This is a genomic window from Mycobacterium shottsii, from assembly GCF_010728525.1.
Lineage (GTDB): Bacteria > Actinomycetota > Actinomycetes > Mycobacteriales > Mycobacteriaceae > Mycobacterium > Mycobacterium marinum.
Genome location: NZ_AP022572.1, coordinates 4,698,379 through 4,723,002, shown reverse-complemented (window position 1 = coordinate 4,723,002; position 24,624 = coordinate 4,698,379). Strand labels below are relative to the sequence as shown.

Genomic DNA, 24,624 nt, shown 5'->3' with positions numbered 1-24,624 from the left:
CGTTGTGGGCAGGAAGGCTCGACAAGATCATGGCGACGAGGAAACGGCACAGTCCGGAGCAGATTGTGCGCAAGCTGATGACCGCGGACGGGCTGTTGGCCGAGTGCAAGGACACCGCGGCGGTCTGCCGCGAGCTGGGGGTCTCTGAGGCTACCTACCACCGGTGGCGCAACCAGTTCGGCGGCCTGAAGGCCGAGGACGCTAAACGGCTCAAGGACCTCGAACGCGAGAACGTCGCACTCAAAAGGTTGTTGGCCGATGCCGAGTTGGAGAAGGACGCGCTGTGGGAGATCGCCCGGGAAACTTTTAGGCCCGGAGCGCCGGCGGGCGGCCGTTCGTCATCTCCAGCGCGTGCTGGGGGTCAGCGAGCGGTTTGCCTGCCGCGTCACCGGGCAGCACCGCGCCACCCAACGCCACGAACCGGTTGCGGGCACGCCGGCCGATCCGGACGCCGCTCTGAGGGAGTGGCTACGCGACTACGCCAACAAGCATCCTCGTCGCGGGTTCCGACCGGCCTACCACGATGCCCGCGGCGAAGGCTGGGAAGTGAACCATAAGAAGGTGCAACGGCTTTGGCGTGAGGAAGGACTGCGGGTCCCGCAGCGTCGCAAGTGCAAACGGCACGGCACCTCCACCGCCCCGCCAGAGGTAGTCGCCGATGCACCCGATCGGGTGTGGGCGGTGGACTTCCAGTTCGACGTGACCACCGATGGGCGGCCGATCAAGATCGTGTCGATCATCGACGAGCACACCCGCCAATGCCTCGGCGGTATGGTCGAGCGCAGCATCACCGGTGATCACCTCACCGAGGAGTTGGGCCGCATAGCCGCCGGGCGCGGGCCTTACCCGCGGTGCTGCGGTGTGACAACGGACCCGAATTGGCTTGCAGCGCAATGGCAGACTGGGCCGAGGGCCAGGTCGGACTCCACTTCATCCCGCCCGGCGAGCCATGGCGCAACGGCTATGTCGAGTCGTTCAACTCCCGCATCCGCGACGAGTGCCTCAACATCAATAGCTTCTGGTCACTGGCCCAGGCCCGTGTCGTCATCGGCGACTGGAAGCACGAGTACAACCATCATCGGCGGCATTCATCGCTGGGCTACCTACCGCCTGCCCGCTATGCTGCCGCCTGTACCCACCGATGAATGACTCTCGTTCGCCGCGGACCAGTTCACGGGGTCAGGCCAGCATCGGCAACAGGAGTAATCGGAGACTATCAACGAAGAGGTCAACCCATCACCGGATTTAGTGACATTTCAATTCAAACCCGAGCAACCCGAAACCGGCGGGCCCCAATCAGCACGCAAACACCAAACGCCCCTTGCCAGCGGGTCCGACACATACCAACCAACCCACGAAGCAACCAGCATCGCATTCAACACCACTAGCCCAGCTCGATGATCTGCGCGCGCAACTATTGGCTGGCGCGCAACCACTGGCTGGTATGTGAATCGAAGATGACCGGGCACGGCGAAGCGATCCGGCATTAGCCTCGAGTTTTTGCGCGACCAGCAGGCCGGAGGTGACTATGTAAGTCGTCTGTTGTCGTAAGCTGATCGTCGCTTGCCGGCGGGAGTCCCGTTCAGGTAGCTGTCAGGAGGCCCGGCAGCAGACTGGCGGCTCGGTCTGGAAACGGATCGGCCCGAAGCCCGGTGTCGAAAGCTCTTGAAGGGGGAGCGACTTAGCGATCCGCACCATGACACGAAGCCTGCGGCGTCTTTAGAGGTCCGTCCGCCTGGGACGGCGCAGGGAGTGCCGAGCCCCGAAATCAGGTCGAAGGCTTTGGAAGGCGCTGAAGATCTGAATGTTCAGGCGCTGAGCGACTCCCGGCGTATGGGGCTCGGAACGCTCGGATAGTGACGGTGGGAACTGGTGCGACCCTCCCCGGACTGGCAACCCGCGAAATATGTTGTTGGAGCGCGGCAGCCATCCGTTGCGGCGCCGATGTGGCGGTCACCGTGCGGCTGAACCCGAAGGTCAAGGTCGCAATCGCCGACATCTGCGACGATGGCTGGACCGCGATCGAATACACCGACGCCATCTACGACGAAACCACCGGTCAGCGGATGTCGCGGGCCGAGGTCGCCGAGATAGGATTCAGCGCCTTCAGTTCCCGCAAAGCCGCCGAGCAGATCGCAGGTCGACTGGTGGTGCGCCGCATCCCCGATCTCAACACCACTCAGGGCCACCGGCAGGCGACTCTGTTCGACGTGTGGCGCTTCTACGCGATTTTCACCACCACCACCACCGATGCCGATGCCGTGACCGCCGACAAGATCCACTGGGCGCGCCATCATCGAGCAGGTCTATGGCGACTTCAAAGACTGCGCCCTGGCTCATCTGCTTTCGGGACGCTCCAACGCCAACGCCGCCTGACTGGTGCTGGCCGTCATCGCGTTCAACCCCGCCCGGGCCGCGGCCGCCCTCACCGGGCCAGTGCTGGCCAAGTCGCGCACCGCGACCATCCGCCGCACGCTCATCACCCGTGCCGGCACGCATCGCGTCGTCGGCCCGACGGCTAGGGTTGCACCTACCATGGGACTGACCCTGGGCACAGACTGGAACAGCCTGTGCCGGCGACATCAACCACTCATCGGCTCACACCTCGCCCTCAGCCGCCCCTCGACACGAAAGACCAACAGGAACAACCCGATACCGAGGTAGGGCGACCGCTCACGCCCACACCAAGGCACATGCCCGGTTTCAAGGTACACAACCGAATCCAACCTCAGGCCGACATAAGCTCGGTGGACCGACGCTTAGGCGAAGCCATCCGCCACGGGCTTACCATGCTGCACATGATCAGTACCCGGGTAATCGGCGTTGGCGAATATCACATTAGCAATGAGCAAGACGGCGTGATCAATGCACGGTATCTCTCGACGGCGGCGATGAAGTCCGGCGGTGCGATCGGTGTCGGCTGCGCGCGAGGCGACACTTCCAATGGTTTTCCCGGCGATTACCGGGCCCAATATTTGGATGCCGCCGGTGATTTAACCGGTGATCTCGATCTGCGAATACAACGGAGTGGAGCCACCTATCGGTTGACCTGGCGGCACCGGCGGCAAAATGTCAGCCTGCCGGCGGCGGTTGGCGAAGTCGTTTTTGAAGGCATCGGCTTTCCGAGTGGGGACCGGTCGATGGCGGTTAGCTATTGGATGACCGAGCAGGTGTCAGCCGCGATCGAACGTCGGCCGTTGCTGTGAAGCGCGGGTAACAGCAGAAACCTAAGATAGGGTACCGGTTGTCGCTACTGGTTGGTGTGCTGGCGCTGGCCCTCACGGGCTGTGTGGGTGCGCCGCCGGAGCCACGCCTTTGGGGTGCATTCACCGAACGAGGCCTGAGTAACATGCCGATGAAACCGGGTATGAATGTCCGCGTATTCAATGACGTGAACATGGACGCGCACGGTTACATCAAGTATGACAAGTCGAATGGCCGGCTGACGTTACAGCCGGGTACCTACCGCATTGATGGTTGGTCGCTGACCCTGTTCGGGTTTCAACTGACACCACAGCAGCAGGCTGCCACCTACTCAGCGCCCGGATACGCGTTCTTCTGGAATGCCGACGAGAAGAAGGCCGAGATTCTCGGGTCCCTGCAAGACCCCCTGTATGCCCAAAAGAGCATCATCAACGGGATCCTCACGGTCCGCAAGACGACTAACTATTACTTCGGCCATCAAAATGGCATCAAGGTCGATGGGATCAAGCTGGAGATCTACGATCCCGACATCAAGACCCCGGACGGCCAGAGTTCGACCGATCACGCGTTCGCGCAACTGGTTGTCGAACGGTTTTAGCAACCCCGCAGGTGCGGCGGTGACCAGATCGAATCACGGCGAACCCGTCTCTCTTCGGCCACACGATCTTGTGCTATAGATGGTCGGGATGGGCGAAAAACGTTCAGGGACAGTGAATCGCGCGGACAATGAGGCGGATTTTGTGCAGAGCGCAGCACGAACGCGGCTGGATGCCCTTCGGCTAACCGTTGGAGTCTGCAGGCTGAAGTTGTCCAAAGCGGTTGCCGGGCTCGCGCATCGTGGTGTGTTGGTGGTGGCTCTGGTGGCGGCCGTGGTGGGGACGCTGGCTGGTGCGCGAGGAGCGGTAACACCGGCTACCCGGCCACCGGCCGACCGGGATCAACTTTGGAAGATTGTGCACGACCGGTGCGAGCGTGACTATCACCGTACGGGTGCTTACGCCCCCTGCACGCTGGTGGACGAAAGCTCTGGCATCTCCTTGTACAAGGCCGACGGTGACCCATATCAGTTCCTGTTGCTACCACTGGCCCGGGTCAGTGGAATCGACGATCGGGCCCTGCAGGAGCCGTCGACTGGCAAGTACCTCTATGAGGCCTGGGCCGATCGATTCGCGGTGACTGCTCGGCTGTACAACGCGCTTCCGGAGTCCCATCTGGTGCTCACGATCAATGCAAAGAATGCACGCAGCCAAGATCAGCTGCACATTCACATATCGTGTTCGTCACCAGCGACATTGGCCACGTTGAAGGAGGTCAACGCAGCTGACTACGTTCACTGGAAGCAGCTCCCGGTCGATTTGGGTGGCCATAGTTATCACGTCTTGGCGGTGAACACGGACACCCTCAAGTCCAAGAACCTATTCCGCGACATTCACGATAAGGTGGCCGCCGATGGCAAGAAGATGGAAAACGCCTCGGTCGCGCTCGCCAACGTGGCGCCGGATCGGTTCCTACTGCTGGTAGTTGAGGGAACTGACGAAGATCCGGTTGCCGCAGAGGCCCTGCAGGACCACGACTGCTCGGTCGCCAAACCCTTGCGCTAGCGCAAGGGCGCAGTTGGCTTTTCGGACGCGGCCCTGGGCGCGGTGAATTGCCGGACGGGCCCGGTTCCGGCCTGGTTATCCGCCGGAGAATGGGCGGGGCATCACGGTCAGTCGCACTCCGTATCGGGGTGCGACGCCGCCGCGGCCTGTTCCGGTCATTGCCATTCCGGGCATTCCGGGGATGCCGGATGCGGGAACCTCGTCGGTGGGCAGGGTGGTCAGCGGGGTGGCCTGCAGCGCTTTGATGGTGGTGACCTTCGGCTCGGTCCAGCTGGGCGGGACCGACATTTGGCCAATTCTGTTGCCACTGGTCAGCTCTGCTGCGATCGGGCCCAGTTCGGCGCCCAGCCCGGGCTCACCACCGAGTGCGGCGAGCGCGTTGGGGGCGTCGGCGGCGGCCGCGGCGGCGTGGGGGATGAGGCCCAGCGTGTCGTCGGTGCCGATGATTCCACTGCCCATCGACTGGATGTTCTGCATCGAACCGATCGTCGCGTAGAACGCCAGCAGGCCGTCGAGGATGGTGAAGTCGTCGGCAAGGAAGGATGGGAAGGGGATCATGTTGATCAGCTCTCCCAGCGGTATCAGGATTGCTGAGAGTTCGGGTGCGATCGGTAGGAGCGCGACACCTATGGCGTCGATCAGATTTCCTAGCCAGTTGCCGCTGTCAGCGGCCACGTTTGCGGTGGAGTTGGCCACTGCGGCGCTTTGCGCGCCCAGGCCGGCGGGGTTGGTGCTCTGGTGCGGGGAAGTGAAGGGGGTCAACGCTCTTGCGGCGGCCGAGGTGGTGGAGTAGCTGGTCATCGCGGTGGCGTCGGTGGCCCACATCTCGGCGTATTCGGCTTCGTTGGCCGCGATTGCCGCGGTGTTTTGGCCGAAGAAGTTCGTGGCGATCAGTGCGGCGAGTTCGGCGCGGTTGACGGCGATGGCCGGCGGCGGCACCGTCATCGCGAACGCCTGCTCGTAGGCCGCGGCCGCGGCCGAGGCCTGCATGGCCGAGTGCCCCGCCTGGACGGCAGTGGCCTCTAGCCAACCCACATAGGGCAGCACCGAGGCGATCATTGCGGCCGAAGACGGACCCAGCCATTGCAAGCTGGTCAGGTCTGCGACCATGGCCCGGTAAGACTCGGCGGCGGAATGCAATCCGACTGACACGCTGTTCCAGCTTGCTGACGCGGCCCTTAGCGAGGCCGAGCCCGGACCCGAGTACATCCGGGTCGAGTTGATCTCTGGCGGCAACATCATAAAGCTCATGAACAATGCTCCATGCCTCGTGAATGGACCTGGTGACGGCTGTGGCACCGGTGGTTGCAGATGAGTCGGCGCCGGACGTGATCAGTCCGGGTACAGTGACCGGCGCCGGGTTTGCGGGGTGTTCGACTTCGATTCAGGTGACCGATGGGTCTACTGGCTCGTGCTTGGCGGGTATGGCGTTGTGTGAAGCGTCGGGGGTATTGACCGCGCAGGCATCCCGTTCATCGCATTTTCCCCGAAGGTGAAATGAATGAGACCGATGAATCGGCGGTCGCGCTGGTGGGAACGCCGTCGGCGGCGCATCAGCTCACGGAATATCGTGTGCGCGGTCGTCTAACAGTATGTTGCCATTGTCAACTTGTCATTGTCAACCGTTGAAGGGGGTCGGAGCTTGCCGTTGACGTCGCTATCGTCAACGGATCAGCTGGAAAACGGGGCGGGGTAAAACGGGGGATGGTGTCCTACTCTGCTCAGCTGAGTCTCTGCGCACGGGCTCATCTGAGTCCTATCGTAAAGCTCCATTCCAGAATAGTTCAGAGCTGTGTCAAAACTGTGTACACGGCTGGCACTTTCCGTCGATAGCTGGAACTCATGCCCACATAGTTGACAAATGAGCATGATTTGACGCCCGCGTCTTTTGGTCTCCCCGGGAAATCTGAACCGCTGCAGCGTATAACATCGTTGCACGGGGCTCGATGCGAGACATTGGTCACAGTCCAACTGGGTGAAAGCCCTGGTGGCGCACCAGAAAGTAGGCGAATAAGGTGGCGGCCCGGTGGTTCGACAAAAGACGAGTTCTTGCGGCCTGGGCCTTGAGCAACGTCGTGCTGTCGTTGCTCACTGCTCCGGTGGTCAAGGCGGTACCCAACACGCAGTGCACATTGACAACATCCGTACAGGAAGTGCACAGCATGAGGGAATTGCCGCCCGCTCTGCTGCAAATGCTTCCGCCTATCGCCGATATCGGAGAGCCGTTCAACAACACAGATTCGGTCGAGGACCCCGCTCTGCCCTTCCGTCGATTGATTCGGGCCGGCCACCGCGACGCCGACTGGTTTGTCTGGTACGAGCACGGAGGTCTCGGCTATTTCTGGCAGGCGGTGGTGGCACACGTTGAATCGGGTGCCCCGATCAGCACTTTGGCAAATGCCGGAACAGTCTCTGACCTGCTCTGCGCCTTGACCGACGCGGTGTTCTCCGGCAAAGTCCCGCCCTACCCGCCTGGCACGTGGGCTGCGTTTGGCTATTGAGGCCAGGCCTCCCAGGTCACCATCGTACGCATCGGTCCGGCGAACATCGGCTGCACCGCTCCTGATCGCCAGCGCTCTTCGGCGATCGGCGCCAGCGCGTGGTAGCGGTCAACGGATCCCCGTCGAGGTACACGACGGTGATGTATTGCGGGCCGGGGTACCAGCCGCGTGGCAACGGATTGCACGCGGTGCTCGAGCCGAACGTCCAAGCCCCCGCAACGCCGGGGCTGGCCAGCAGCGCCGGGTAGTGTTCGGCGTGCAGCCATCGCAGCCACGTATCGGGGCAGGTGTCAGTAGGTTCCTCGACGATCAGCACGATCCCGCGGTGTGGCCGAAACGGCACGACCTCCGCAGAGATAAGCGCGCTCGGTGCGGAGTGCCAATGCAGCAAGCGCAGACCGCTCACCCGCAATAGCGGTCGCTTGACGGGGAAGCGGCCAGTGTCTGTCAGCGTGCGTCCCAGTGCCACAAAGTCGTCGAAGGTCTGCCGCGCGGGTTCACCGACGAGGTAGTGCACGGCATTGCCAATCTCGCCCAGCGGTCCACGAGCGGCCAGTCGTGAGCTGAGGTAGTCGCCATCGGCGATCCAGCGCAGGCCGTGCACGATGCCGGGGAGCTGGTATTGCTCGGGCATGTGATGGAGCAGATGCCAGCGCAGATAGCTGCCGTCATCATCGGGCGGCGCCGCTGCGGTCAGGCTGAATATCCCTGCGGAGGTGCGGATCACGGTGAATCGAGCTCGGCCAGCGCGTGCAGGTTATCCAGGTACTGCTGCCGCGAGGAGTGCGCGAACGTGGCGCAGATGGTGGTGGCGCCGTGCGCGGCGAGGTCGGCGAGGAGGTGCCGGGTTCTTTCCGGTTCGCCGATCGGGTTCAACGGCTCAGGCGAACTGAGCACGACTTCGAATCCCGATCCAATATCGAAGCGGCTCAGCCAGTCCCGAGCCTCGCCCAGGGTGATTCCGAAGGGGACCCACCCTTCGGCGAGGCTCGTGGCTCGCCGCAACGACCGCAGGGTGCGCCCTCCCACCCAGATGGGAAGCCGCTTCTGGACGGCACACGGGTCGACCACCATGTCGCGAAACGAATAGAACTCGCCGTGGTATCGGGGTTCGGGTACCGACAATGCGGTGCGCAGCGCGCGCAACGCGTCGTCAGCTCGCGCGCCCCGGTTTTCAAACGGCGCACCGATGAGGTCAAATTCTTCTATGAGGCTGCCGACGCCGACGCCGAGGATGAGCCTACCGCTGCTGACCGTGTCCAAGGTGCCGTAGCGCTTGGCGATCTCGAGCGGGTGGTGATAGCCGAGCACCAGGACGTTGGTAGCCAACCGGATTCGCTGGGTGCGAGCGGCGAGGTAACCCAACGTCGCCAGCGGATCCCAGTAGCGTGTCCCGCGGCGCTGTTTCTCCGCGGCTGGCAGCGCGATGTGCTCACTGCAGGTCAGGTGGTGATATCCCAACCTGTCTGCGGTTTCGGCGATCTGGGTCAGGTCTTCGATCGAGGCGGTCTTCTCCCAGGGGGCGCTGACCCCAGGTAGCAGTGTGACCACCGGTGTGGCAATGGACAGCTTCGCGGCTGCGGCGCTCATCGCGATTGATGCTAACAACCTCTTGGATGGGCGGGATCGTCCCTGGCGGCTCGGTCTCGGCGAGCGCCGTCGCTGCGCGGAGGTCAGCCGCCCAGACGCGAGCCGAACCAGCGTTGTAACGCATCCCGCAGACTGCCTCGGGCCCCGGTGTCGAATGTGTTTGCTGCCCAGGCGACATAGCCGTCGGGCCGGATCAGAATCGCGGCGGCCGGACGATCGGCGATCGAGGCGTGCACAATCTCGACGCGATCGGCCCAGCCCTGTGCCGCAGCCGCGGCGTCACCGTCTGCGAGGTCAATCAGCAGCGGACGAGCACCATGCATCAGCTCATCGATACGCCGTCCATCATCGGTGGTCAGTACGGGAACCAGCCGCCCGGACAGCGGGTGCTCGTCGCCGACGGGGTAGATGAAGTCCGACCCGGCCAGAAGCGCCCCCATCTGTTTGGTGACTTCGGGAATGGTGAGCAGCTCGCCAAATAGCTCTCGCAGGGCGCCGACCTCGGGCCCGGGGGCCATCAGCGCGGTCTGGGCCAGTGAATGCATCATGACTCGAGCGCCCACCGGGTGACGCTCGGACTCGTAGGTGTCGAGCAAACCATCCGGGGCCCAGCCGTTGAGCTCGGCGGCGAGTTTCCATCCCAGGTTGAATGTGTCCTGTAGACCCAGGTTCAGGCCGGGTCCGCCCATCGGGCTGTGCACGTGAGCGGCGCCGCCTAGCAGTAATACCCGCCCGTGACGATATCGCTCCGCGTGTCGAGTGTTCTGTCCGTTGATGCGGCGCAGGGCGTGGGGCCCGGGGCCTTTGGGCCTTTTCAGGGGGATATCGACCCCAAGCACCCGCTGCAAGCTCTCGCGCAGTTCGGCCAACGGCATCGGCCGCTCCTCGACGGGGGGGACGAACTCGATGGTCCCCAGCATGGACCGGCCCGGTTCAAACTCGGCAAAGATCACCCCGCCCCGGTCGAAACGGCTGTGCCCGAATGGAAGCCGACCGAATTCTGGAATCTCGACAGCGCGGTCCGCGGTGCGGAACTCGTCGGGAAGCTGCACATGCGCCAGCCTGCCGACGGTGGCTGAGGTGCATCCGGGGAACTCGATGCCCAGCGTCTTTCGCACCAGGCTGCGGCCTCCGTCGGCGCCAATCAGGTACCGGGAGCTGATTTGGTAGCTGCGCTGTGGTGAGGACACCTCCGCCACAACGGATTGCGAGTCGCAGCGAAACCCGGTGAGTTCATCTCCCCAACGTAGGTCCACACCAAGAGCGCTAGCCCGCTGTTCTAGCAGTCGCACCAGTCTGGGCTGTGGCATCAGCATTGTGTAGAGGGAATTGTCGTTGAGGCCCAGGAAGCTCAGCGGCATGGCGGCGAACATCCAGCCGTGCGCCGGTTGTGGTGGACCGTCATCGCCGCTGAAACTCTGATAGAGGCCCCGCATGTCCAGCATCCGGACAACCTGCCCAACAAGACCATTGGCCTTTGGTTCGGCACTGGGTCCGGATAGCTTGTCGAGTACCACGGGCCGGATGCCGGCCAACGCGAGTTCGCAGGCCAGCATCAGCCCGTTTGGTCCGGCGCCGGAGATCACGACATCGGCCGCCACGTCGACCACGTTGTTCCCCCGGTTTGGCGGGTTCGGGCAGTCCGGCGGCTACGGAGGCGACACCCGTCCGGATCAACTCGGTGATGGCCACTGGTGGATCGGCCGTCGCGTAAGTATCCATTGCCGCGTCACCGACCGCGCGCACCACTGCTACCACCAACCTTGGATACATGTCGTTCTCGGGGTCGGTGCCGGTGCGTTCGGCGATTGCGTCGCGCCAATCCTCCAACAGCTCGCGTGAGGCCGCTTCGCGAATTTGCGGGTTCATGAGCAATTTTCGGACTTCGGCAAGCTCGCCACGGCTTGGCAGTCGGTCCTCGTCCGCCGTGGCTTCGTGGAGGTCGGCCTGCAGCGGTTCCAGTACGGCGTGCGCGATCGCGGTCCAGAGCGGTTCGCCGGCGGGGCGCCCTCGCAGCGCCGCGATGCTACGTCGCATGCGTTCGGTTTGCCGGTAGGCCAGCGCCTCGTACTTGCCTGTGAAGTAATTATTGAAGGTGCGTAGCGACACCCCGGCCACATTGGCGATGTCTTGGCGGGTGACGTTGTCGAGCCAACGTTCGAATGCCAGGGCCAGTGCTGCGTCGCTGAGCGCCCGTCTGGTGTCGGCCTTCTTGCGCTGGCGCAGACCTGTCGGCGGGTGATCGGCAGGCACGGCAAGACCATAGTAGATAATTGCCTATCGGGCAAAATTGCGGCAAGCATCACGAGAAATGCCCGTGAAGCGTCCTCGGTGGATCACGTAAAAATGCCCGCGAAACGGTCGATCCTTGGCAGGCATGGGAAGTGGGCTGTCGATGTCGTCTCGGGCCGAGATCACCGCGAAGTTCGACAGGGCGTATGTGGGGGCGCCGAAGGCGGGCAAGGGGCAGATTCTGGATCAGGTGGTGGCGGTCACCGGCTGGTCGCGTGACAACGCCAGGCGGCGGTTGAGGGCGGCGGCCGCGCCGCCGGGAGCGGGTCGGCAGGTCGCCAAACGGACTCGCCGGCAACGCAATCCGAAGTACTCTAGGATGCGCTCAAGGTGTTGCAGAAGGTGTGGGCGGCCTCAGGCGGGCAGTGCGGCCGGTACCTGGCCGCTTCCATGGCACTTCAGTTGGATGCTCTAGAACGCCACGGCGAACTGGTGGACGGCCGTGACCGTTACGGCCCGGCGGTGCGTGCCGAGCTGTTGGCGATGAGCAGCGCCACGATCGACCGCTACCTGCGCGGCGCCAAGGCCCGCGACCAGATCTCGGGTGTGTCGACGACGAAACCCTCCCGCTGCTGCGGTCCTCGATCACCATCTGCAAAGCAGGCGATGAGGCCGAAGAATCTCCGGGGTTCTTCGAAGGCGACACCGTGGCGCACTGCGGCCCGACACTGAAAGGTGAGTTCGCCCGCACGGTCAACCTCACCGACATGCACATCGGCTGGGTGTTCACCCGCACGGTGCGCAACAACGCCCACCCCACATCCTGGGCGCCCTCAAAACCGGAATTACTAAAATCCCTATAAGGTAACGGGTTTGGACTTCGACAACGGCACCGAATTCCTCAATAAGGCGGTCATCAAGTGGGCCGCGGACATGGAGATCTTCTTCACCCGCTCACGGCCCTACAAGAAGAACGACCAGGCCACCATCGAGTCCAAAAACAACCACCTCGTGCGTCGCTACGGGTCTACTACCGCTACGACACCGACGAAGAACGCGCCGTGCTCAACCGGCTGTGGCACCTGGTCAACGACCGGCTCAACTACCTGACCCCCACCATCAAACCCATCAGCTACGGCTGCAGCCGCGACGGTCACCGCCGCCGGCTCTACGACAAGCCCCAGACCCCCCTGGACCGGCTGCTGGCCGCCGGAGTCCTCTCAGCGGCCCAACAAACAGAGCTGCTCACCTACCGCAACAGCCTCAACCCCGCCGCGATCGCCCACCAGATCGCCGACCTGCAAGCCGCCCTGCTCAGACTCGCCAAAGACAAGACCGAACAGCTCTACCTCGCCGCCATACCCGCCGCTCTACCCGCCCTCAAAGCCGGCATCCGCATCAAAAGCAAGACCACCACCTGACCCCGATTTCGCGGGCATTCCTTACGTGATGCATGAACCAGGTTTCGCAGGCATCTTGACTTGATGCATCACGAATTGCCTGACGGGAAATTATCTACCGTCAATCATGTTCGACGGGGTCGAGTAGCTGGACCTCTTCCAAGTCCATGTCGGCTTGCACCTCGCGTAACATGATGTCGTCGATGAGGTTCTGGTTGCGCAGCGCCGTGATGGCGTGGCGTTGATGTTCGAGCACCCCAAGACGCACCCGTCGGACCAGATCGGTGCGCTGGGCCAGGTCGCTGGGCGCGGAATCGTCGCCGTTCTCCCGGATGATCGTGGCGCGCTCCTGGTATTCCTTGGTCAGCCGTTTCAACAGGTGCGGACCCACCCCGAGCTCGCTTGCGACGTCCGGCAGGACGGCGAGGGCGGCTTCGGCGCTGCGGGTTCGGGCCAGTTGAACTTCGTCGGCGTGCGCGATGTCCCCGGGGACCCGGGCCCACCGGACCACCGCGGGCAGCGAGCTGCCCTGGACCAGCACGGTCACCAATATGACGACGGATACCACGAAGATGATGAGGTTTCGGTCCGGGAATGGGGCACCACTGTGGGTGGTCATGGGAACCGCCAGCGCCGCGGCAAGTGACACCGCACCACGGAATCCAGCCCAGCTGGTGATGCAGCGCTGCCGAAAGCCGACGTGGCGGGTGTCCTTTTTCAGAAAGCGGTCCAGCGCGACCCCCAACACGGTGGTCACCTCCACCCAGACGATTCGGGTCGCGATGATCACGCCGGTGACAGCGAGTGCGATGAACGTGGCGCGCCGAAGTCCGCCGTCGACATTGGAGATGTGGTCTATCGCACCGGGGATCTGAACGCCGACGAACACCCACAAAGACCCATTGATGAGGAAAGTGGTGATGTACCAGAAGGCGTAGGATTGCATCCGCGACCGCGCCCGGATCACTCGCGGACCGGTGTAGGTGAGAACCAAAGCCGAGATCAGCACGGCGACGACACCGCTGCAGTGCATGGATTGGGCGAGCAAGAACGCCGCGAACGGCGTCAGCAGGCTCAGGGCTCCCTCCTCGAGCGGTGCATCTATCTTGCGGCGCAGCATAGTCACCAGTCCGCCGACCAGCAGCCCGGCAACAATGCCACCGAGGTAGGACACCACGAACCGGCCGGCCAGGGCGGCCGGTCCAAGCTGGGCGGAGCCCTCGGCGACCGCCACGGTCACGGCGAACAGGACCAGTGCAGTCCCGTCATTGATGAGGCTCTCACCGCGTAACACGGTCAGGGCCCGGCGCGGCAGGCGTTTGGCCAGACCGGCCACGGCGGCGGCATCGGTGGGGGAGAGCACCGCACCGAGGACCGCGGCGGCGTGGGACTCCATGCCGAGCGCCCGCGCCGTCCACGACACGGCCACCGCGGTCGCGATCACCAGGCCGATGCTGAACATGATGACGATGCGCAGATTCCAGCGAAGTTCGCGGAAACTGGTGTTCAGGCTCTCCCAGTACAGGGTCGCGGGCAAGAACAGCAGCAGGCCGATCTCGCCGTCGATCTGGACATCTCCGAAACGAGGGACCAGGCCCAGCAGCGCGCCCAAGAGAATGAGCAGCACCGGGGGGCCTACGCGATAGCGGCGTCCCAGGACGGTGCCAATGACCACGGTGGCCACCAGCGCGACGATGACGACAAGCCCAAACACCAGACCATCCTCGCGTACGCACCAGGTGCTCGCTCAGGCGCCGGGCGGGTGATCGCTGTCGGCGCAGCGGTCAGGCGGATCGGCGGGTGGCCGCGCTATGAGCAGTCGCAGCAGTCTCCGCAGTCACAACAGTCGCAGCAGTCTCCGCAATCGCAGCAACAGTCGCCGTCGCAGCAGCCCTCGCAGCAACAGTCACAGGTGCAGTCACAGCAGCAGTCTTCGGTGCAGGTATTCCAGCACCCCCGCTTGGGGCTTTGGTCGGGGTTGGGTGCAGGCTCGCCTGGTAGGCCGGGGTAGGGGCCGGCGCTCATCGGCTGGGCGCCGAAGTTGATCGGTTCCTGCCGGCCGTGCGGCGTCGCTTCGTACCCCGCGTATCCGAGCTGGCTGAACGTGCGCGAGACGCTGAGGCGCACCTCCCGGGTCAACAGCCGTCGGGCCAGCCTTCCGTCGGTGAAGTCCACGTCGGCGAGCGCGAGTTCGATACCCAGCAGCGCGTCGTCACAAAGGGGGCGGACCGCCGCGATGGATGTTGCGGTCGCGGTCAGCGGATTCCACTTTCCCCGGGCCAGGTCGTCGTGGTAGTCGGCGACGGCGTCCAGCAGGTGTGCGATCCGTCCGAAGAGGCGGCCGATCTCGCGCAGCGCAGCTTGGTTGGCGGGGCGCTGCGCCAACACCGCGGTGTGCTCGAATGCCGCGGCGACCGCCGTCTCGGTGGGCTCGGTCACCAGTAACAGTGAGCTGCCCGCAACGGCGTTGGCCTCCAGCTCGGCCTGCCGGTCCATCGCGGAGACCAGCACGTTGGTGTCGAAGCCCAGCGCGCTCCCGGCATCGGTGCCCTGGCGGACCCATCGCTGCGCGATACGCCGCGCCGTGGGTCGTATCGGTGTCGCACCAACAACACCGTCTCGGTCCTCGATGTGGTCGCGCACTCGCGCTGCGGCCAGCGCCAACGAGACCACGGCGGCCAGTCGCGCACATTCGCCGGTCGCGACGTCGGCCCGGCGCATCCCGCGCAACGGGCAAGGTCCGGCCGTTCGCCGCGTCGCAGGCGTCATGGACTGCGCTTCGACCAGTACGGATACCACCAACCCGTCGTAGTTGGTGGCGATCCGTGCGGCCTGACCGTAGTCGTCACGCAGCGCCAGGCGCAGCCCGCACAACTGGGCGCGCCAGGCGGACGTGAGTTCTCGGCCTAGGGCGTGTCTGCTTAATGTGAATGGTGTTTTGGCTGATGCTGTTTGGGTGATGCGGACGCATGCGATTTCTGATGATTTGTGGTCGCTGATCGTGGCGGTGTTGCCTGCGGGGCGGCGGCGTGGCCGGCCGTGGAACGATCATCGACGTACTCTGGAGGGCATTATCTGGCGTTACCGTACGGGATCTCCGTGGTGTGACCTGCCCGAGCACTTCGGTCCCTGGCAATCGGTGGCCGAGAGGCATCTACGCTGGTCGGTCGATGGCATCTACGCGCGGATCTTCGCGGCGATCGCCTCTGACCTCGACGCCGAGGACGCCGACCTGGGCGCACTGTTGTCGGTCGATTCGACCAGTGTGCGCGCCCACCAACACGCAGCCGGAGCGCGCCCGGGCGCCGCACAGGGGATCTGTCGAATTACAAGAAATATCTCGATGAGCCCGATGACCACGCCATTGGGCGTTCCCGCGGCGGGCTGACTACCAAGATCCACGCCTTGACCGACCAGCTGTGCAGTCCGGTCACCCTGGCACTGTCGGCCGGTCAAGCCGGTGATAATCCGATGCTTTGGCCATTGCTGGCCGCCCGGTGCAGCAACTCATACGCCCCGTTTCGCCTGCTGGCGGACAAGGCGTACTCCCATGACTCGACGCGGGCACAGCTGCGCCGGCTCAAGATCGCCCATACCATCCCCGAGCGCAGCGACCAGATCACCCGCCGCAAAGCCAAAGGCCGCAACAGAGGACGGCCTCCGGGGTTCTCAGGCCGAATCTACAAGCACCGCAACACCGTCGAGCGAAGCTTCAACCGGCTCAAACACTGGCGCGCGGTCGCCACCTGCTACGACAAATACGCCCTGACCTACCTCAGCGGTGTCACCCTGGCCGCCATCATCACCTACCACCGCGTCCGCAATTAGCAGACAGGACCTAGCCGATGGCGGCAGGGCCGGATGATGCCAAACACGGATCGAAGCTACCGGAGCAGGCGCCGTGCGTCCGGGTAAACGTAGCGCCCGCCGCGCCCGAATTGGCCGCCCTGGGAAACGGCTGCCGGCCAGCACGAACTCCATCCTGAGAACTCGGGGTGCGATTTGCGGTGCCGGCTTGCGTGTGGTGTTTTCGCATTGCTGCGAAAGTTGTTTGTGGCCAGTGCAATACACCAAGAGATGGATGAAACCCCGCTAGCCCAGGTGCCGGTGTCTGCGCCGGAGCCAAAGGGTGGGATCGTGGGCCGATCCTGATTGGCGGCGAAATCAATTCCGGGCGTTGATAATCCCGCGGTTGATCTTGGAGCACGCCGTTGCCCGTCCCGGCCGATACAAACACTGCGGCGGCCTACGCAGCGTGCTTTCGCCGCAACGGGAGCACCGGGGGACTAAGCTGCGAACCCGGATCGAAGGGTGGTGTAGATGAACTTCAAGCTCATGGTGACCGTTGCGATGCTCATTCTCTCGGTGGTGATGGGCAGCACCGGCTGCTCGCATCGCGGTCGGTCGCCGGCTACCAAGACCATCGACGTTTCGATGGATGAGGTGTTGAAGCAGAGCAGCATCGAGCGTGACATCACGCTCTCGGTCGGCGACACACTCCTGGTGACCCTGGGATCCAACTACACCACGCCCTACCGCTGGACCGAAGACGCGACGATCGGAGATCCCACCGTGCTGAATCAGATCAGTCATCGGTATGTCCGGCCGGATACCGACGTGATCGGAGCGCCTGGAACCGAAGTGTGGACATTCACGGCGCTCAAGCCCGGCACAACCACGATCACCACCGGCTATGCCAGTTTCGTAGGCAGCGACAACACTCCGACGTGTACCTTCACCGCGAAGGTGACCGTGAAGTAGTCGCCGCCGCAGCGCTGCGTTGGTGCGTGCGCGCCCGTGATGCATCAAGTCAAGATGCCTGCGAAACCTGGTTCATGCATCAGGTAAGGAATGCCCGCGAAATCGGGGTCAGGTGGTGGTCTTGCTTTTGATGCGGATGCCGGCTTTGAGGGCGGGTAGAGCGGCGGGTATGGCGGCGAGGTAGAGCTGTTCGGTCTTGTCTTTGGCGAGTCTGAGCAGGGCGGCTTGCAGGTCGGCGATCTGGTGGGCGATCGCGGCGGGGTTGAGGCTGTTGCGGTAGGTGAGCAGCTCTGTTTGTTGGGCCGCTGAGAGGACTCCGGCGGCCAGCAGCCGGTCCAGGGGTCTGGGGCTTGTCGTAGAGCCGGCGGCGGTGACCGTCGCGGCTGCAGCCGTAGCTGATGGGTTTGATGGTGGGGGTCAGGTAGTTGAGCCGGTCGTTGACCAGGTGCCACAGCCGGTTGAGCACGGCGCGTTCTTCGTCGGTGTCGTAGCGGTAGTAGAACCCGTAGCGACGCACGAGGTGGTTGTTTTTGGACTCGATGGTGGCCTGGTCGTTCTTCTTGTAGGGTCGTGAGCGGGTGAAGAAGATCTCCATGTCCGCGGCCCACTTGATGACCGCCTTATTGAGGAATTCGGTGCCGTTGTCGAAGTCCAAACCCGTTACCTTATAGGGATTTTAGTAATTCCGGTTTTGAGGGCGCCCAGGATGTGGGGGTGGGCGTTGTTGCGCACCGTGCGGGTGAACACCCAGCCGATGTGCATGTCGGTGAGGTTGACCGTGCGGGCGAACTCACCTTTCAGTGTCGGGCCGCAGTGCGCCACGGTGTCGCCTTCGAAGAACCCGGAGATTCTTCGGCCTCATCGCCTGCTTTGCAGATGGTGATCGAGGACCGCAGCAGCGGGAGGGTTTCGTCGTCGACACACCCGAGATCTGGTCGCGGGCCTTGGCGCCGCGCAGGTAGCGGTCGATCGTGGCGCTGCTCATCGCCAACAGCTCGGCACGCACCGCCGGGCCGTAACGGTCACGGCCGTCCACCAGTTCGCCGTGGCGTTCTAGAGCATCCAACTGAAGTGCCATGGAAGCGGCCAGGTACCGGCCGCACTGCCCGCCTGAGGCCGCCCACACCTTCTGCAACACCTTGAGCGCATCCTAGGAGTACTTCGGATTGCGTTGCCGGCGAGTCCGTTTGGCGACCTGCCGACCCGCTCCCGGCGGCGCGGCCGCCGCCCTCAACCGCCGCCGGGCGTTGTCACGCGACCAGCCGGTGACCGCCACCACCTGATCCAGAATCTGCCCCTTGTCCGCCTTCGGCGCCCCCACATACGCCCTGGCGAACTTCGCGGTGATCTCGGCCCGAGACGACATCGACAGCCCACTTCCCATGCCTGCCAAGGATCGACCGTTTCGCGGGCATTTTTACGTGATGCACCGAGGACGCTTCACGGGCATTTCTCGTGATGCTTGCCGGCGCCTACCCGCACCAATGTGTCCTCGCTAAGCTGGGCAGCAGCGTCGAGTCGCGAACCGCAACCGGTGGCAGGGCCCATGGTCCCGAGTTTCCCGCTGGAAAGGTCAAGCGAGATGGATACCGTTGTGGATTTCCACTTTGACCCGATGTGTCCGTTCGCCTACCAGACTGCGGTCTGGATTCTCGATGTCCGGGCGCAGTTGGGAATCACCATCAATTGGCGGTTCTTCAGCTTGGAAGAGATCAACCGGGCAGAAGGCAAGAAGCACCCCTGGGAGCGGGATTGGTCCTACGGCTGGTCGCTGATGCGGATCGGCGCACTGCTGCGCCGATCGGACATGTTGCTGCTGGACCAGTGGTATGAGGCGATCGGGCACGAATTGCACGTGCTCGGTGGGAAGCCACACGATCCCGCGGTGGCGCGACGCCTGCTTGGTGACATCGGCGTGGAGCCGGCGGTTGTCGATGCAGCGCTTGATGATCCGAGCACCCACGACGAGATCCGTGCCGAGCATCAGCGAGTTGTCGACGCCAATGGATACGGCGTGCCGACGCTCTTCATGGACGGGCAATGCTTGTTTGGGCCGGTGCTGGTAGACCCTCCGACCGGCGCTGACGCCCTGAAACTGTGGAATGTGGTCAGCGGGATGGCCGAGCTGCCGCACGTCTACGAACTGCAGCGGCCGAAGTCGGCGGCCGATGCCGAGCTCATCGGGCAGAGTCTGCGCCCGTACCTTGATGGGCGCGATTGGGTCAGCATCAACCGCGGCAAAGTCATCGATGTCGATCGCCTGGCCGGACGCTAGGCCACTCACACCATAGCGACGGGGGAGATCTTGCGCCCGATCGCCAAGGCGCCGGCCAGTTCTCGGCTGACGTCGTAGTCGAAGACGACGTGTCCGCTGATCACGTCAACGTCGCGTTTGGCTCGCTGCAGAGGGTTGTTCAGGAAATGTGCGCTGGCACCGGACGCTTCAAGTAACTCGCCGATCACCGCACGTGATTCGTGCACGATGTGGGCGGCCGCCAGGCGGGCATCGGCGCGGACCGGACGCGGTACCCGGTCTCCGGTCGCGAGGATGTCTTCGATTCGCCCGACGGTGTCGGCCAGCAGGCCGTGCAATGCCCGCAGCCGGACCCGGGCTTCGCCCAGTCGGACTTGCGCGGCGGGTTTGTCCTGTTGTTTGGCGCCTTCGTAGGCCAGGATCCGCTCGCCGAGCCGCGTGGTGAAGACGTCCGCGACGTGCTCGGCCGCGCCCAGCGCGGGCATGGCAGCGACCAGAGCGAGGGCGGGCACCAACGGCCAACGGTATGCCGGCGCTTCGTGCACCTTCGAGCCTGGCGTGGTGCCAGCGTAGATATCAGTGACCTTGATCAGCCGGTAGGTGGGTACGAAGACGTCCTCGATGACGACGTCGTTGGACCCGGTGGCCCGCATCCCGTCGGTGTGCCACACGTCGATGATCCGAATGTCGTTGGCGGGCAACAGTGCCAGGGCGGGATAGATCGCATCGTCGGAACCGCACAACGTGCCGACGATGATCCAATTGCCGTCCATCACGCCGGTTGCCCATGACCAGCGCCCGCTCAACCGGAGGCCCCCGTCGGCGGGTAGGCCGCGGCCGGTTGGCGCCAACGGGGCCGGGGCAAGAAATGGTGTCGTGGTGAAGCCCTCACTTTGTGCCCGCTCGTCGAAGAGGGCCAGCATCCAGTTGTGTAGGGCGTAGAACGCCGCGGTCCAGGCAGTTGAGGCACACCCGTGCGCCATCCGGCGCACCGGGGCGAAAATTGCGCTGAACTCGGCCTGCTGCCCGCCGTAGCGGGCCGGTTTGAGCAAGTCGGGGAACCCGGACGCGGTCAGTTCGGTGACGGTGGCCGCGGGCAAGCGCCGAAGTTTTTCGGCCTCGTGCGCACGCTGTGCGAGGCTGTGCACAAATGTGTCGGTAGTGCCGGCGGTCATGAGTCCACCATACCGTTCCGTATGGCAATCCAAGGTCGGGGACGGCAATGTCGCGCTGGCAGGAGCTTTCGGGTATCCGGCTAGGCGGTGGTTGTTGCGGTCTCGAGTTCGTCGAACGCCTCGCCGGTGTAGCGCGCCAGTCGTTGCAGATGCGGCAGGGTGTCGCGGCAACCGAGGAATCCGAGCACGACCTTGTCGGTATAGCCGACCAGCGTCACATTGAGGCCGTAGCCGTCGCACAGGAACGACATGGGAACGATGACGTCCAGCTTGGCGCCGGAAAGGTACAACGGCTCCTTGGGCAGCAGCACGTTGGAGACGGTGAAGTTGAACAGGGGCGGGATGATGCCCAGCGCTCCGCTTTTTTGTCCCACCGGGATCGGCAGCAGGCTGAACACGGAGTAGTGCTGCAGGGCGTTGGGTGACAACGCCAGCAGTTCGGCTTTGCCCCGGCTGGTCGATGCCGAAATCGTGGTCAGCCGCTCGATCGGGTCTTCGATTGAGGTGCCTAGCTGGGTGACGAAACCTGACGCGGCGTTGACCGTGTCGGCGTCACGTTCGAAGCCCACCGGCACTGACACCGTGAGGTTGCTCTTGGGCAAGGCGCTCTGATCCCGCAGGTAGTGTCGGCACGCACCGCCGATCGAAGCCAAAACCACGTCGTTGACGGTGGTACCGGTCGCGCTGGACACCGCCTTGAGCCGGGGCAGGCTGAGCACCTGGACCGCCAGCCGGCGATGCCGGTTGATCCGGGTGTTAAACGGTGTGCCCGGGGTAGTGAGGGCCGCTCGTACCGAGCTGTTGGCGCCGCGCGCCATGCTGATGATCTTTCCGATCAGCTCGCTGACCGCCGAAACGCCCTCGACCGCACGCTTGGCCGTGGTGGCGGCGAACACGGTGGCCAGATCGTAATCATCGCCGAGCGGTTCCGGCTTGCCCGAACCCGGGGGAGCGGTAGGGTCGGTGGTTAGCCAGCTCTTGATCAGGTTGACCCCGCCCATGCCGTCGACCGCGCAGTGGTGGGCCTTGAAATAGATGGCGAACTGCTTGCCTTCCAGACCCTCGATGACGTGCAGTTCCCACAGCGGCTTGGTCATGTCCAGTGGCGTCGAGTGCAGTCGCTCCACCAGCGCGCCAAGATCGCGTGCGGTTCCGGGTTGGGGTAGTGCGGACATCCGGACGTGGTAACTCGGGTCGGGCTGCACCTGCTTCCAATAGGCCATGGAGGGGCCGCCGGCGATCACGCTGTCGAACGGAAAGGGGAGAAATGCCAGCTGTGAGACCGCCTCATAGAGGTCACGGATGAAGCCCCGCGGCGCATTCTTGGGCATGTCGAAGATTGCAAACGCCCCGATGTGCATCGGGGTGCGGGGCGCCTCCATCCGTGCGAACATCTGGTCCAGCGGGCTGAGTAGTTTCACGTGGCCCACCCTAGCGATTTCGGCTGCCAGTGGTTCGTGGTTGGCGCGATCGGATTACGGGCTTCCGGAGCCGCCGAAATGGCCGTCGGCCGGGCATGCCGGCCGCCGCGAAGTGGCTGTTCCGTGGTGCCGAATGAGTGAATGAATCCGCTGTTGCACCAGCCGTTTTGCCACGCAGCGTGCGGCTGTTAGCTCGGGCGGCTGCCGAGCTCCAAACCGGCCAGCTCGCAGGTGCCGTCGAACACCACCCGGCCGAATTTGCGCACGACGCAATGGAGTCGCCCGGCAAGGTGCTCAAAGTCGGTGTCGAGGTTGTGGCGTTGGGCCGGCACTGGCACGGGCAGCGTATGCGGACCGCTGCCGGCGCCTTCGCCCTCTAGCTCGATCTGGTAATGCAGTGAGAAGGCGCGCACCCGCCAGTGTCCGTCGGTGATCTGGGAACGCACTACCGCGGGGGGCGTCACGCGAATCACCTCGTCGCCGAGTCGCACCACCACTCCGGTGACGTCCTGGCGGATTGGACCGAACTGAAGAAGGCCCCCAGAGAATGCGACCGAGGCGTCGGCGTTGTCGAAATCGTGCGCTTGGCCCCACCACCAGTGTTCGGGAAAGCCGGTGCCCCAATTGCGTTCACAGTAGAGCCGGGCCGAGTCGAATGACCAGGTTTCGCCATTGAACCCCACTGTGCCACTGGCATTTCCGCCGAGGCGGTAGGGATGCCAGTACTGGTTGAGGAACGGAATGGAGGAAAACAGTCCACCGCCCCCGAACGGCTTGGGCCATTCGACCGGATCGCTGAAGTGTAGGTCTAGATGAACTTCGTCGATGTCGATGCGGAGTCGATCGGTGCCGGCCGCCACCCGGGCCGTGTCGTGATCGCCGGCATGTACCGCGAACGGGGATGAGTCCGCATTGGCGTCGTCCAAGGCGGCGCTGCGCACAACATCACCGGGGTGCAGCGCCACCGCGACCGTGGCCCAGTCCCCGTCCGGGTGCTGGTTCACGCTGCACAGGGCGACAACCACGCGGCCAGAGGCGCGATCGGTGAGGCGCCAGAACCAGCCCTCCATTTCGCGCCCATGTGATGGCAACGGGTCACCGAAAGGCAGATCGGCGCCGGTGCTCCGGTATGCGTCGACCAGTCGCTTGGCGGCGCCTTCGGCCACCCAGCGCAGATATGTAGCCGTCATCGTTGTTGGCGTGCGTAGGTCTCGGCCAGGAACTGCTCAACCGCAATGGCGGCATGCGCCGCGCGCGCGGAGCCAAAGATGTCGAATGCGTGCTGGGTGAAGGGTAATTCGGCGTAGGCCACCGGCTGGGTGCTGACACCTTGCAGTGCGGTGACGAACGCGCGGGCCTGCTCGACCGGAACCAGTGAGTCGTTGCGGCCGTGCAGCACAAAAAACGGGGGCGCGTCGGCGCTCACATGATTGACCGGCGACGCTGTGATGAATGGCTGTAGGTCGGCCGATGGGCGCTGCTTGACCACCGATCGCACCAGCAGCCCGGGCATCATCGGATGCATCGCGTCGTCGAAACGGGTGAAGTCATAGACGCCGTAGAACGGCACGGCCGCCTGTACTCGGGTGTCGGCTTCCTCGAAGCCGGGCTGGAACTGCGGGTCGTTGGGGGTCAGTGCGGCCAGCGATGACAGATGGCCGCCGGCGGAACCGCCGGTGATGGCGATGAAGTCGGGGTCGCCCCCGTATTCGGCGATGTGCGCCTTGACCCAGGCCAGGGCGCGTTTGACGTCGATGATGTGGTCGGGCCAGGTATTGCGCGGGCTGTGCCGATAGTTGATCGCCACGCAGACCCAGCCCAGCTCGGCGAGATGGCTCATCAACGGATGGGCTTGTCCGCGCTTGTTTCCTGTCGTCCAGGCGCCGCCGGGGATCTGAAAAAGCACTGGCGCCTTGGCGCTGAGATCGACGTCGGGACGCCGCCAGATATCGAGATGGTTGGCGCTGCCGTATTCGCCGTAGGAGATGTTGGAGTCGTGCGCGTAGTCGCGATAGATGCGCAACATGCGCAATGGTCCCGGGGCCTTGGCGGTGCCGGGACCGGCCGGACGGTGCCACAGTCCGGCCGAGCCGGCACGGCGATCGGTCCCCAGGCCGCTGTCGAGGGCGTCCTTGAGCGTGATGTCGGCCCGGTGGCCTGCCCGATTGAAGTTCAACAACCCCAAGGCTGAGATCCCCGCCACCAGCCACGAGATTGCCCGCACCGGGCGGGTGAGGCGTTGGGCCGTCAACAACAGCCCGCCGACCTGACTGGCCATAGTTTGCAACGGAAACTCCGTGACGACCAGACCGAACATCCACGACCAAATCGACAGGAATCCCTTGCGTGCCAGGGGTTTATACGCATTCAGCGTGGACACCGCGGTGACTGCGGCTACTCCCAACGCTCCGAATTGGCGGATGATGTGGATGATCTGTGCGCGCCCCATGTTCCCACAATACTTAGTTCGGCTTCCCACTATCTT

General features: G+C 64.1%; 24 protein-coding genes and 5 pseudogenes. 14 read left to right on the top strand and 15 right to left on the bottom strand.

The features are described from left to right. The first annotated feature begins 29 nt into the window (after positions 1–29). The 5 genes and pseudogenes from G6N41_RS21800 (at position 30) to G6N41_RS21780 (ending at position 4,805) form a co-directional block, all read left to right on the top strand. A pseudogene (locus G6N41_RS21800) lies at positions 30–1,145 on the top strand (IS3 family transposase). A 774-nt stretch (positions 1,146–1,919) separates the two neighbouring features. Then, positions 1,920–2,536 (top strand): annotated as a pseudogene (locus G6N41_RS21795) (IS1380 family transposase); the annotation flags it as partial. A 253-nt stretch (positions 2,537–2,789) separates the two neighbouring features. After that, positions 2,790–3,206: a hypothetical protein gene (locus tag G6N41_RS21790; protein WP_198965634.1), complete on the top strand. Its 417-nt coding sequence runs from the start codon at positions 2,790–2,792 to the stop codon at positions 3,204–3,206. A gap of 38 nt (positions 3,207–3,244) precedes the next feature. Continuing rightward, positions 3,245–3,802: a hypothetical protein gene (locus G6N41_RS21785; RefSeq protein WP_198965633.1), complete on the top strand. Its 558-nt coding sequence runs from the start codon at positions 3,245–3,247 to the stop codon at positions 3,800–3,802. 112 nt (positions 3,803–3,914) lie between these two features. Continuing rightward, positions 3,915–4,805: a CDP-diacylglycerol diphosphatase gene (locus G6N41_RS21780; RefSeq protein ID WP_198967969.1), complete on the top strand. Its 891-nt coding sequence runs from the start codon at positions 3,915–3,917 to the stop codon at positions 4,803–4,805. 75 nt (positions 4,806–4,880) lie between these two features. On the opposite strand, the gene G6N41_RS21775 is transcribed toward G6N41_RS21780, so the two are convergent. Beyond that, on the bottom strand, positions 4,881–6,056 hold the full coding sequence (locus G6N41_RS21775; protein WP_198965632.1) for a PPE family protein: 1,176 nt from the start codon (positions 6,054–6,056) through the stop codon (positions 4,881–4,883). An 812-nt stretch (positions 6,057–6,868) separates the two neighbouring features. On the opposite strand from G6N41_RS21775, the gene G6N41_RS21770 reads away from it, so the two are divergent. Further along, positions 6,869–7,306: a hypothetical protein gene (locus tag G6N41_RS21770; protein ID WP_231608654.1), complete on the top strand. Its 438-nt coding sequence runs from the start codon at positions 6,869–6,871 to the stop codon at positions 7,304–7,306. Here G6N41_RS21770 and G6N41_RS21765 read toward each other — a convergent pair. The 4 genes and pseudogenes from G6N41_RS21765 to G6N41_RS21750 all read right to left on the bottom strand — a co-directional run. Then, positions 7,300–8,033, bottom strand: a pseudogene (locus tag G6N41_RS21765) (hypothetical protein). The gene G6N41_RS21770 and the pseudogene G6N41_RS21765 sit on opposite strands and share 7 nt — an antisense overlap. Then, entirely contained in the window at positions 8,030–8,896 is an 867-nt protein-coding gene (locus tag G6N41_RS21760) for a TIGR03619 family F420-dependent LLM class oxidoreductase (protein ID WP_198965631.1), read from the bottom strand. Before G6N41_RS21760 ends, G6N41_RS21765 begins: the two are co-directional and overlap by 4 nt. Positions 8,897–8,979: 83 nt before the next feature. Then, positions 8,980–10,506 carry an FAD-dependent monooxygenase gene (locus G6N41_RS21755; protein ID WP_198965630.1) on the bottom strand — a complete coding sequence of 509 codons (1,527 nt, stop codon included), beginning with the start codon at positions 10,504–10,506 and terminating at the stop codon, positions 8,980–8,982. Beyond that, positions 10,502–11,149: pseudogene (locus G6N41_RS21750) on the bottom strand (acyl-CoA-like ligand-binding transcription factor); the annotation flags it as partial. The pseudogene G6N41_RS21750 and the gene G6N41_RS21755, both read right to left, overlap by 5 nt. Positions 11,150–11,291: 142 nt before the next feature. Here G6N41_RS21750 and G6N41_RS21745 point away from each other — a divergent pair. From G6N41_RS21745 to G6N41_RS21725, 5 genes are read left to right on the top strand one after another with little or no spacing between them, the layout of a single operon-like run. Beyond that, on the top strand, positions 11,292–11,603 hold the full coding sequence (locus G6N41_RS21745) for a hypothetical protein (RefSeq protein ID WP_198968075.1): 312 nt from the start codon (positions 11,292–11,294) through the stop codon (positions 11,601–11,603). Continuing rightward, a complete protein-coding gene (locus tag G6N41_RS21740; RefSeq protein WP_198965176.1) occupies positions 11,579–11,860 on the top strand; it encodes a hypothetical protein in 282 nt (93 codons plus the stop codon). Before G6N41_RS21745 ends, G6N41_RS21740 begins: the two co-directional genes overlap by 25 nt. Then, on the top strand, positions 11,836–11,991 hold the full coding sequence (locus tag G6N41_RS21735; protein ID WP_198965232.1) for a hypothetical protein: 156 nt from the start codon (positions 11,836–11,838) through the stop codon (positions 11,989–11,991). Before G6N41_RS21740 ends, G6N41_RS21735 begins: the two co-directional genes overlap by 25 nt. 10 nt (positions 11,992–12,001) lie before the next feature. Next, entirely contained in the window at positions 12,002–12,238 is a 237-nt protein-coding gene (locus G6N41_RS21730) for a hypothetical protein (RefSeq protein ID WP_198965175.1), read from the top strand. Then, entirely contained in the window at positions 12,190–12,549 is a 360-nt protein-coding gene (locus G6N41_RS21725; RefSeq protein ID WP_198965174.1) for a transposase, read from the top strand. Before G6N41_RS21730 ends, G6N41_RS21725 begins: the two co-directional genes overlap by 49 nt. Positions 12,550–12,649: 100 nt before the next feature. Here the strand turns inward: G6N41_RS21725 and G6N41_RS21720 are convergent, their stop codons facing one another. After that, a complete protein-coding gene (locus tag G6N41_RS21720) occupies positions 12,650–14,242 on the bottom strand; it encodes a Na+/H+ antiporter (protein ID WP_198965629.1) in 1,593 nt (530 codons plus the stop codon). A gap of 95 nt (positions 14,243–14,337) precedes the next feature. Then, positions 14,338–15,402, bottom strand: coding sequence for a DUF5685 family protein (locus tag G6N41_RS21715; protein WP_231608652.1), 1,065 nt, complete (start codon positions 15,400–15,402; stop codon positions 14,338–14,340). An 82-nt stretch (positions 15,403–15,484) separates the two neighbouring features. Here G6N41_RS21715 and G6N41_RS21710 point away from each other — a divergent pair. Together G6N41_RS21710 and G6N41_RS21705 are read left to right on the top strand one after the other, a co-directional pair. Next, a pseudogene (locus G6N41_RS21710) lies at positions 15,485–16,356 on the top strand (IS5 family transposase). A gap of 492 nt (positions 16,357–16,848) precedes the next feature. Then, the gene (locus G6N41_RS21705; protein ID WP_012395075.1) at positions 16,849–17,289 is read left to right on the top strand and encodes a protease inhibitor I42 family protein; all 441 of its coding nucleotides are present in this window, start codon (positions 16,849–16,851) and stop codon (positions 17,287–17,289) included. A gap of 79 nt (positions 17,290–17,368) precedes the next feature. Here G6N41_RS21705 and G6N41_RS29065 read toward each other — a convergent pair whose 3' ends face one another. The 4 genes from G6N41_RS29065 to G6N41_RS21685 form a co-directional block, all read right to left on the bottom strand. Then, positions 17,369–17,944: a hypothetical protein gene (locus G6N41_RS29065; protein ID WP_231608534.1), complete on the bottom strand. Its 576-nt coding sequence runs from the start codon at positions 17,942–17,944 to the stop codon at positions 17,369–17,371. Positions 17,945–17,949: 5 nt separating this feature from the next. Beyond that, on the bottom strand, positions 17,950–18,111 hold the full coding sequence (locus G6N41_RS21695; protein ID WP_198913342.1) for a hypothetical protein: 162 nt from the start codon (positions 18,109–18,111) through the stop codon (positions 17,950–17,952). Further along, positions 18,080–18,367, bottom strand: a complete 288-nt coding sequence (locus tag G6N41_RS21690) for a hypothetical protein (RefSeq protein WP_198965628.1) — start codon at positions 18,365–18,367, stop codon at positions 18,080–18,082. Before G6N41_RS21690 ends, G6N41_RS21695 begins: the two co-directional genes overlap by 32 nt. A 72-nt stretch (positions 18,368–18,439) precedes the next feature. Next, positions 18,440–18,655, bottom strand: coding sequence for a hypothetical protein (locus G6N41_RS21685; RefSeq protein WP_198968062.1), 216 nt, complete (start codon positions 18,653–18,655; stop codon positions 18,440–18,442). A 216-nt stretch (positions 18,656–18,871) separates the two neighbouring features. Between G6N41_RS21685 and G6N41_RS21680 the strand changes: the two genes are divergently transcribed. Continuing rightward, a complete protein-coding gene (locus G6N41_RS21680) occupies positions 18,872–19,564 on the top strand; it encodes a mycothiol-dependent nitroreductase Rv2466c family protein (RefSeq protein ID WP_198965627.1) in 693 nt (230 codons plus the stop codon). A gap of 5 nt (positions 19,565–19,569) precedes the next feature. On the opposite strand, the gene G6N41_RS21675 is transcribed toward G6N41_RS21680, so the two are convergent. The 4 genes from G6N41_RS21675 to G6N41_RS21660 all read right to left on the bottom strand — a co-directional run bounded on the left by G6N41_RS21675 (position 19,570) and on the right by G6N41_RS21660 (position 24,588). After that, entirely contained in the window at positions 19,570–20,718 is a 1,149-nt protein-coding gene (locus tag G6N41_RS21675) for an acyl-CoA dehydrogenase family protein (RefSeq protein ID WP_198965626.1), read from the bottom strand. 80 nt (positions 20,719–20,798) lie between these two features. Further along, entirely contained in the window at positions 20,799–22,139 is a 1,341-nt protein-coding gene (locus G6N41_RS21670) for a WS/DGAT/MGAT family O-acyltransferase (RefSeq protein ID WP_198965625.1), read from the bottom strand. A gap of 188 nt (positions 22,140–22,327) precedes the next feature. Continuing rightward, positions 22,328–23,329 carry a tocopherol cyclase family protein gene (locus G6N41_RS21665; protein ID WP_198965624.1) on the bottom strand — a complete coding sequence of 334 codons (1,002 nt, stop codon included), beginning with the start codon at positions 23,327–23,329 and terminating at the stop codon, positions 22,328–22,330. Continuing rightward, positions 23,326–24,588, bottom strand: a complete 1,263-nt coding sequence (locus G6N41_RS21660; protein WP_198965623.1) for an alpha/beta hydrolase — start codon at positions 24,586–24,588, stop codon at positions 23,326–23,328. Before G6N41_RS21660 ends, G6N41_RS21665 begins: the two co-directional genes overlap by 4 nt. Positions 24,589–24,624: the final 36 nt, after the last annotated feature.

What these genes read in the sequence shown, in the direction of transcription:
- G6N41_RS21705 (WP_012395075.1), top strand. Translation starts at nt 16,849, where the DNA reads ATGAACTTCAAGCTCATGGTGACCGTTGCGATGCTCATTCTCTCGGTG.
- G6N41_RS21740 (WP_198965176.1), top strand. Translation starts at nt 11,579, where the DNA reads ATGGCACTTCAGTTGGATGCTCTAGAACGCCACGGCGAACTGGTGGAC.
- G6N41_RS21660 (WP_198965623.1), bottom strand. Translation starts at nt 24,588, where the DNA reads ATGGGGCGCGCACAGATCATCCACATCATCCGCCAATTCGGAGCGTTG.
- G6N41_RS21745 (WP_198968075.1), top strand. Translation starts at nt 11,292, where the DNA reads ATGTCGTCTCGGGCCGAGATCACCGCGAAGTTCGACAGGGCGTATGTG.
- G6N41_RS21680 (WP_198965627.1), top strand. Translation starts at nt 18,872, where the DNA reads ATGGATACCGTTGTGGATTTCCACTTTGACCCGATGTGTCCGTTCGCC.
- G6N41_RS21690 (WP_198965628.1), bottom strand. Translation starts at nt 18,367, where the DNA reads ATGGCACTTCAGTTGGATGCTCTAGAACGCCACGGCGAACTGGTGGAC.
- G6N41_RS21790 (WP_198965634.1), top strand. Translation starts at nt 2,790, where the DNA reads ATGCTGCACATGATCAGTACCCGGGTAATCGGCGTTGGCGAATATCAC.
- G6N41_RS21685 (WP_198968062.1), bottom strand. Translation starts at nt 18,655, where the DNA reads ATGTCGTCTCGGGCCGAGATCACCGCGAAGTTCGCCAGGGCGTATGTG.
- G6N41_RS21760 (WP_198965631.1), bottom strand. Translation starts at nt 8,896, where the DNA reads ATGAGCGCCGCAGCCGCGAAGCTGTCCATTGCCACACCGGTGGTCACA.
- G6N41_RS21775 (WP_198965632.1), bottom strand. Translation starts at nt 6,056, where the DNA reads ATGAGCTTTATGATGTTGCCGCCAGAGATCAACTCGACCCGGATGTAC.
- G6N41_RS21675 (WP_198965626.1), bottom strand. Translation starts at nt 20,718, where the DNA reads ATGACCGCCGGCACTACCGACACATTTGTGCACAGCCTCGCACAGCGT.
- G6N41_RS21665 (WP_198965624.1), bottom strand. Translation starts at nt 23,329, where the DNA reads ATGACGGCTACATATCTGCGCTGGGTGGCCGAAGGCGCCGCCAAGCGA.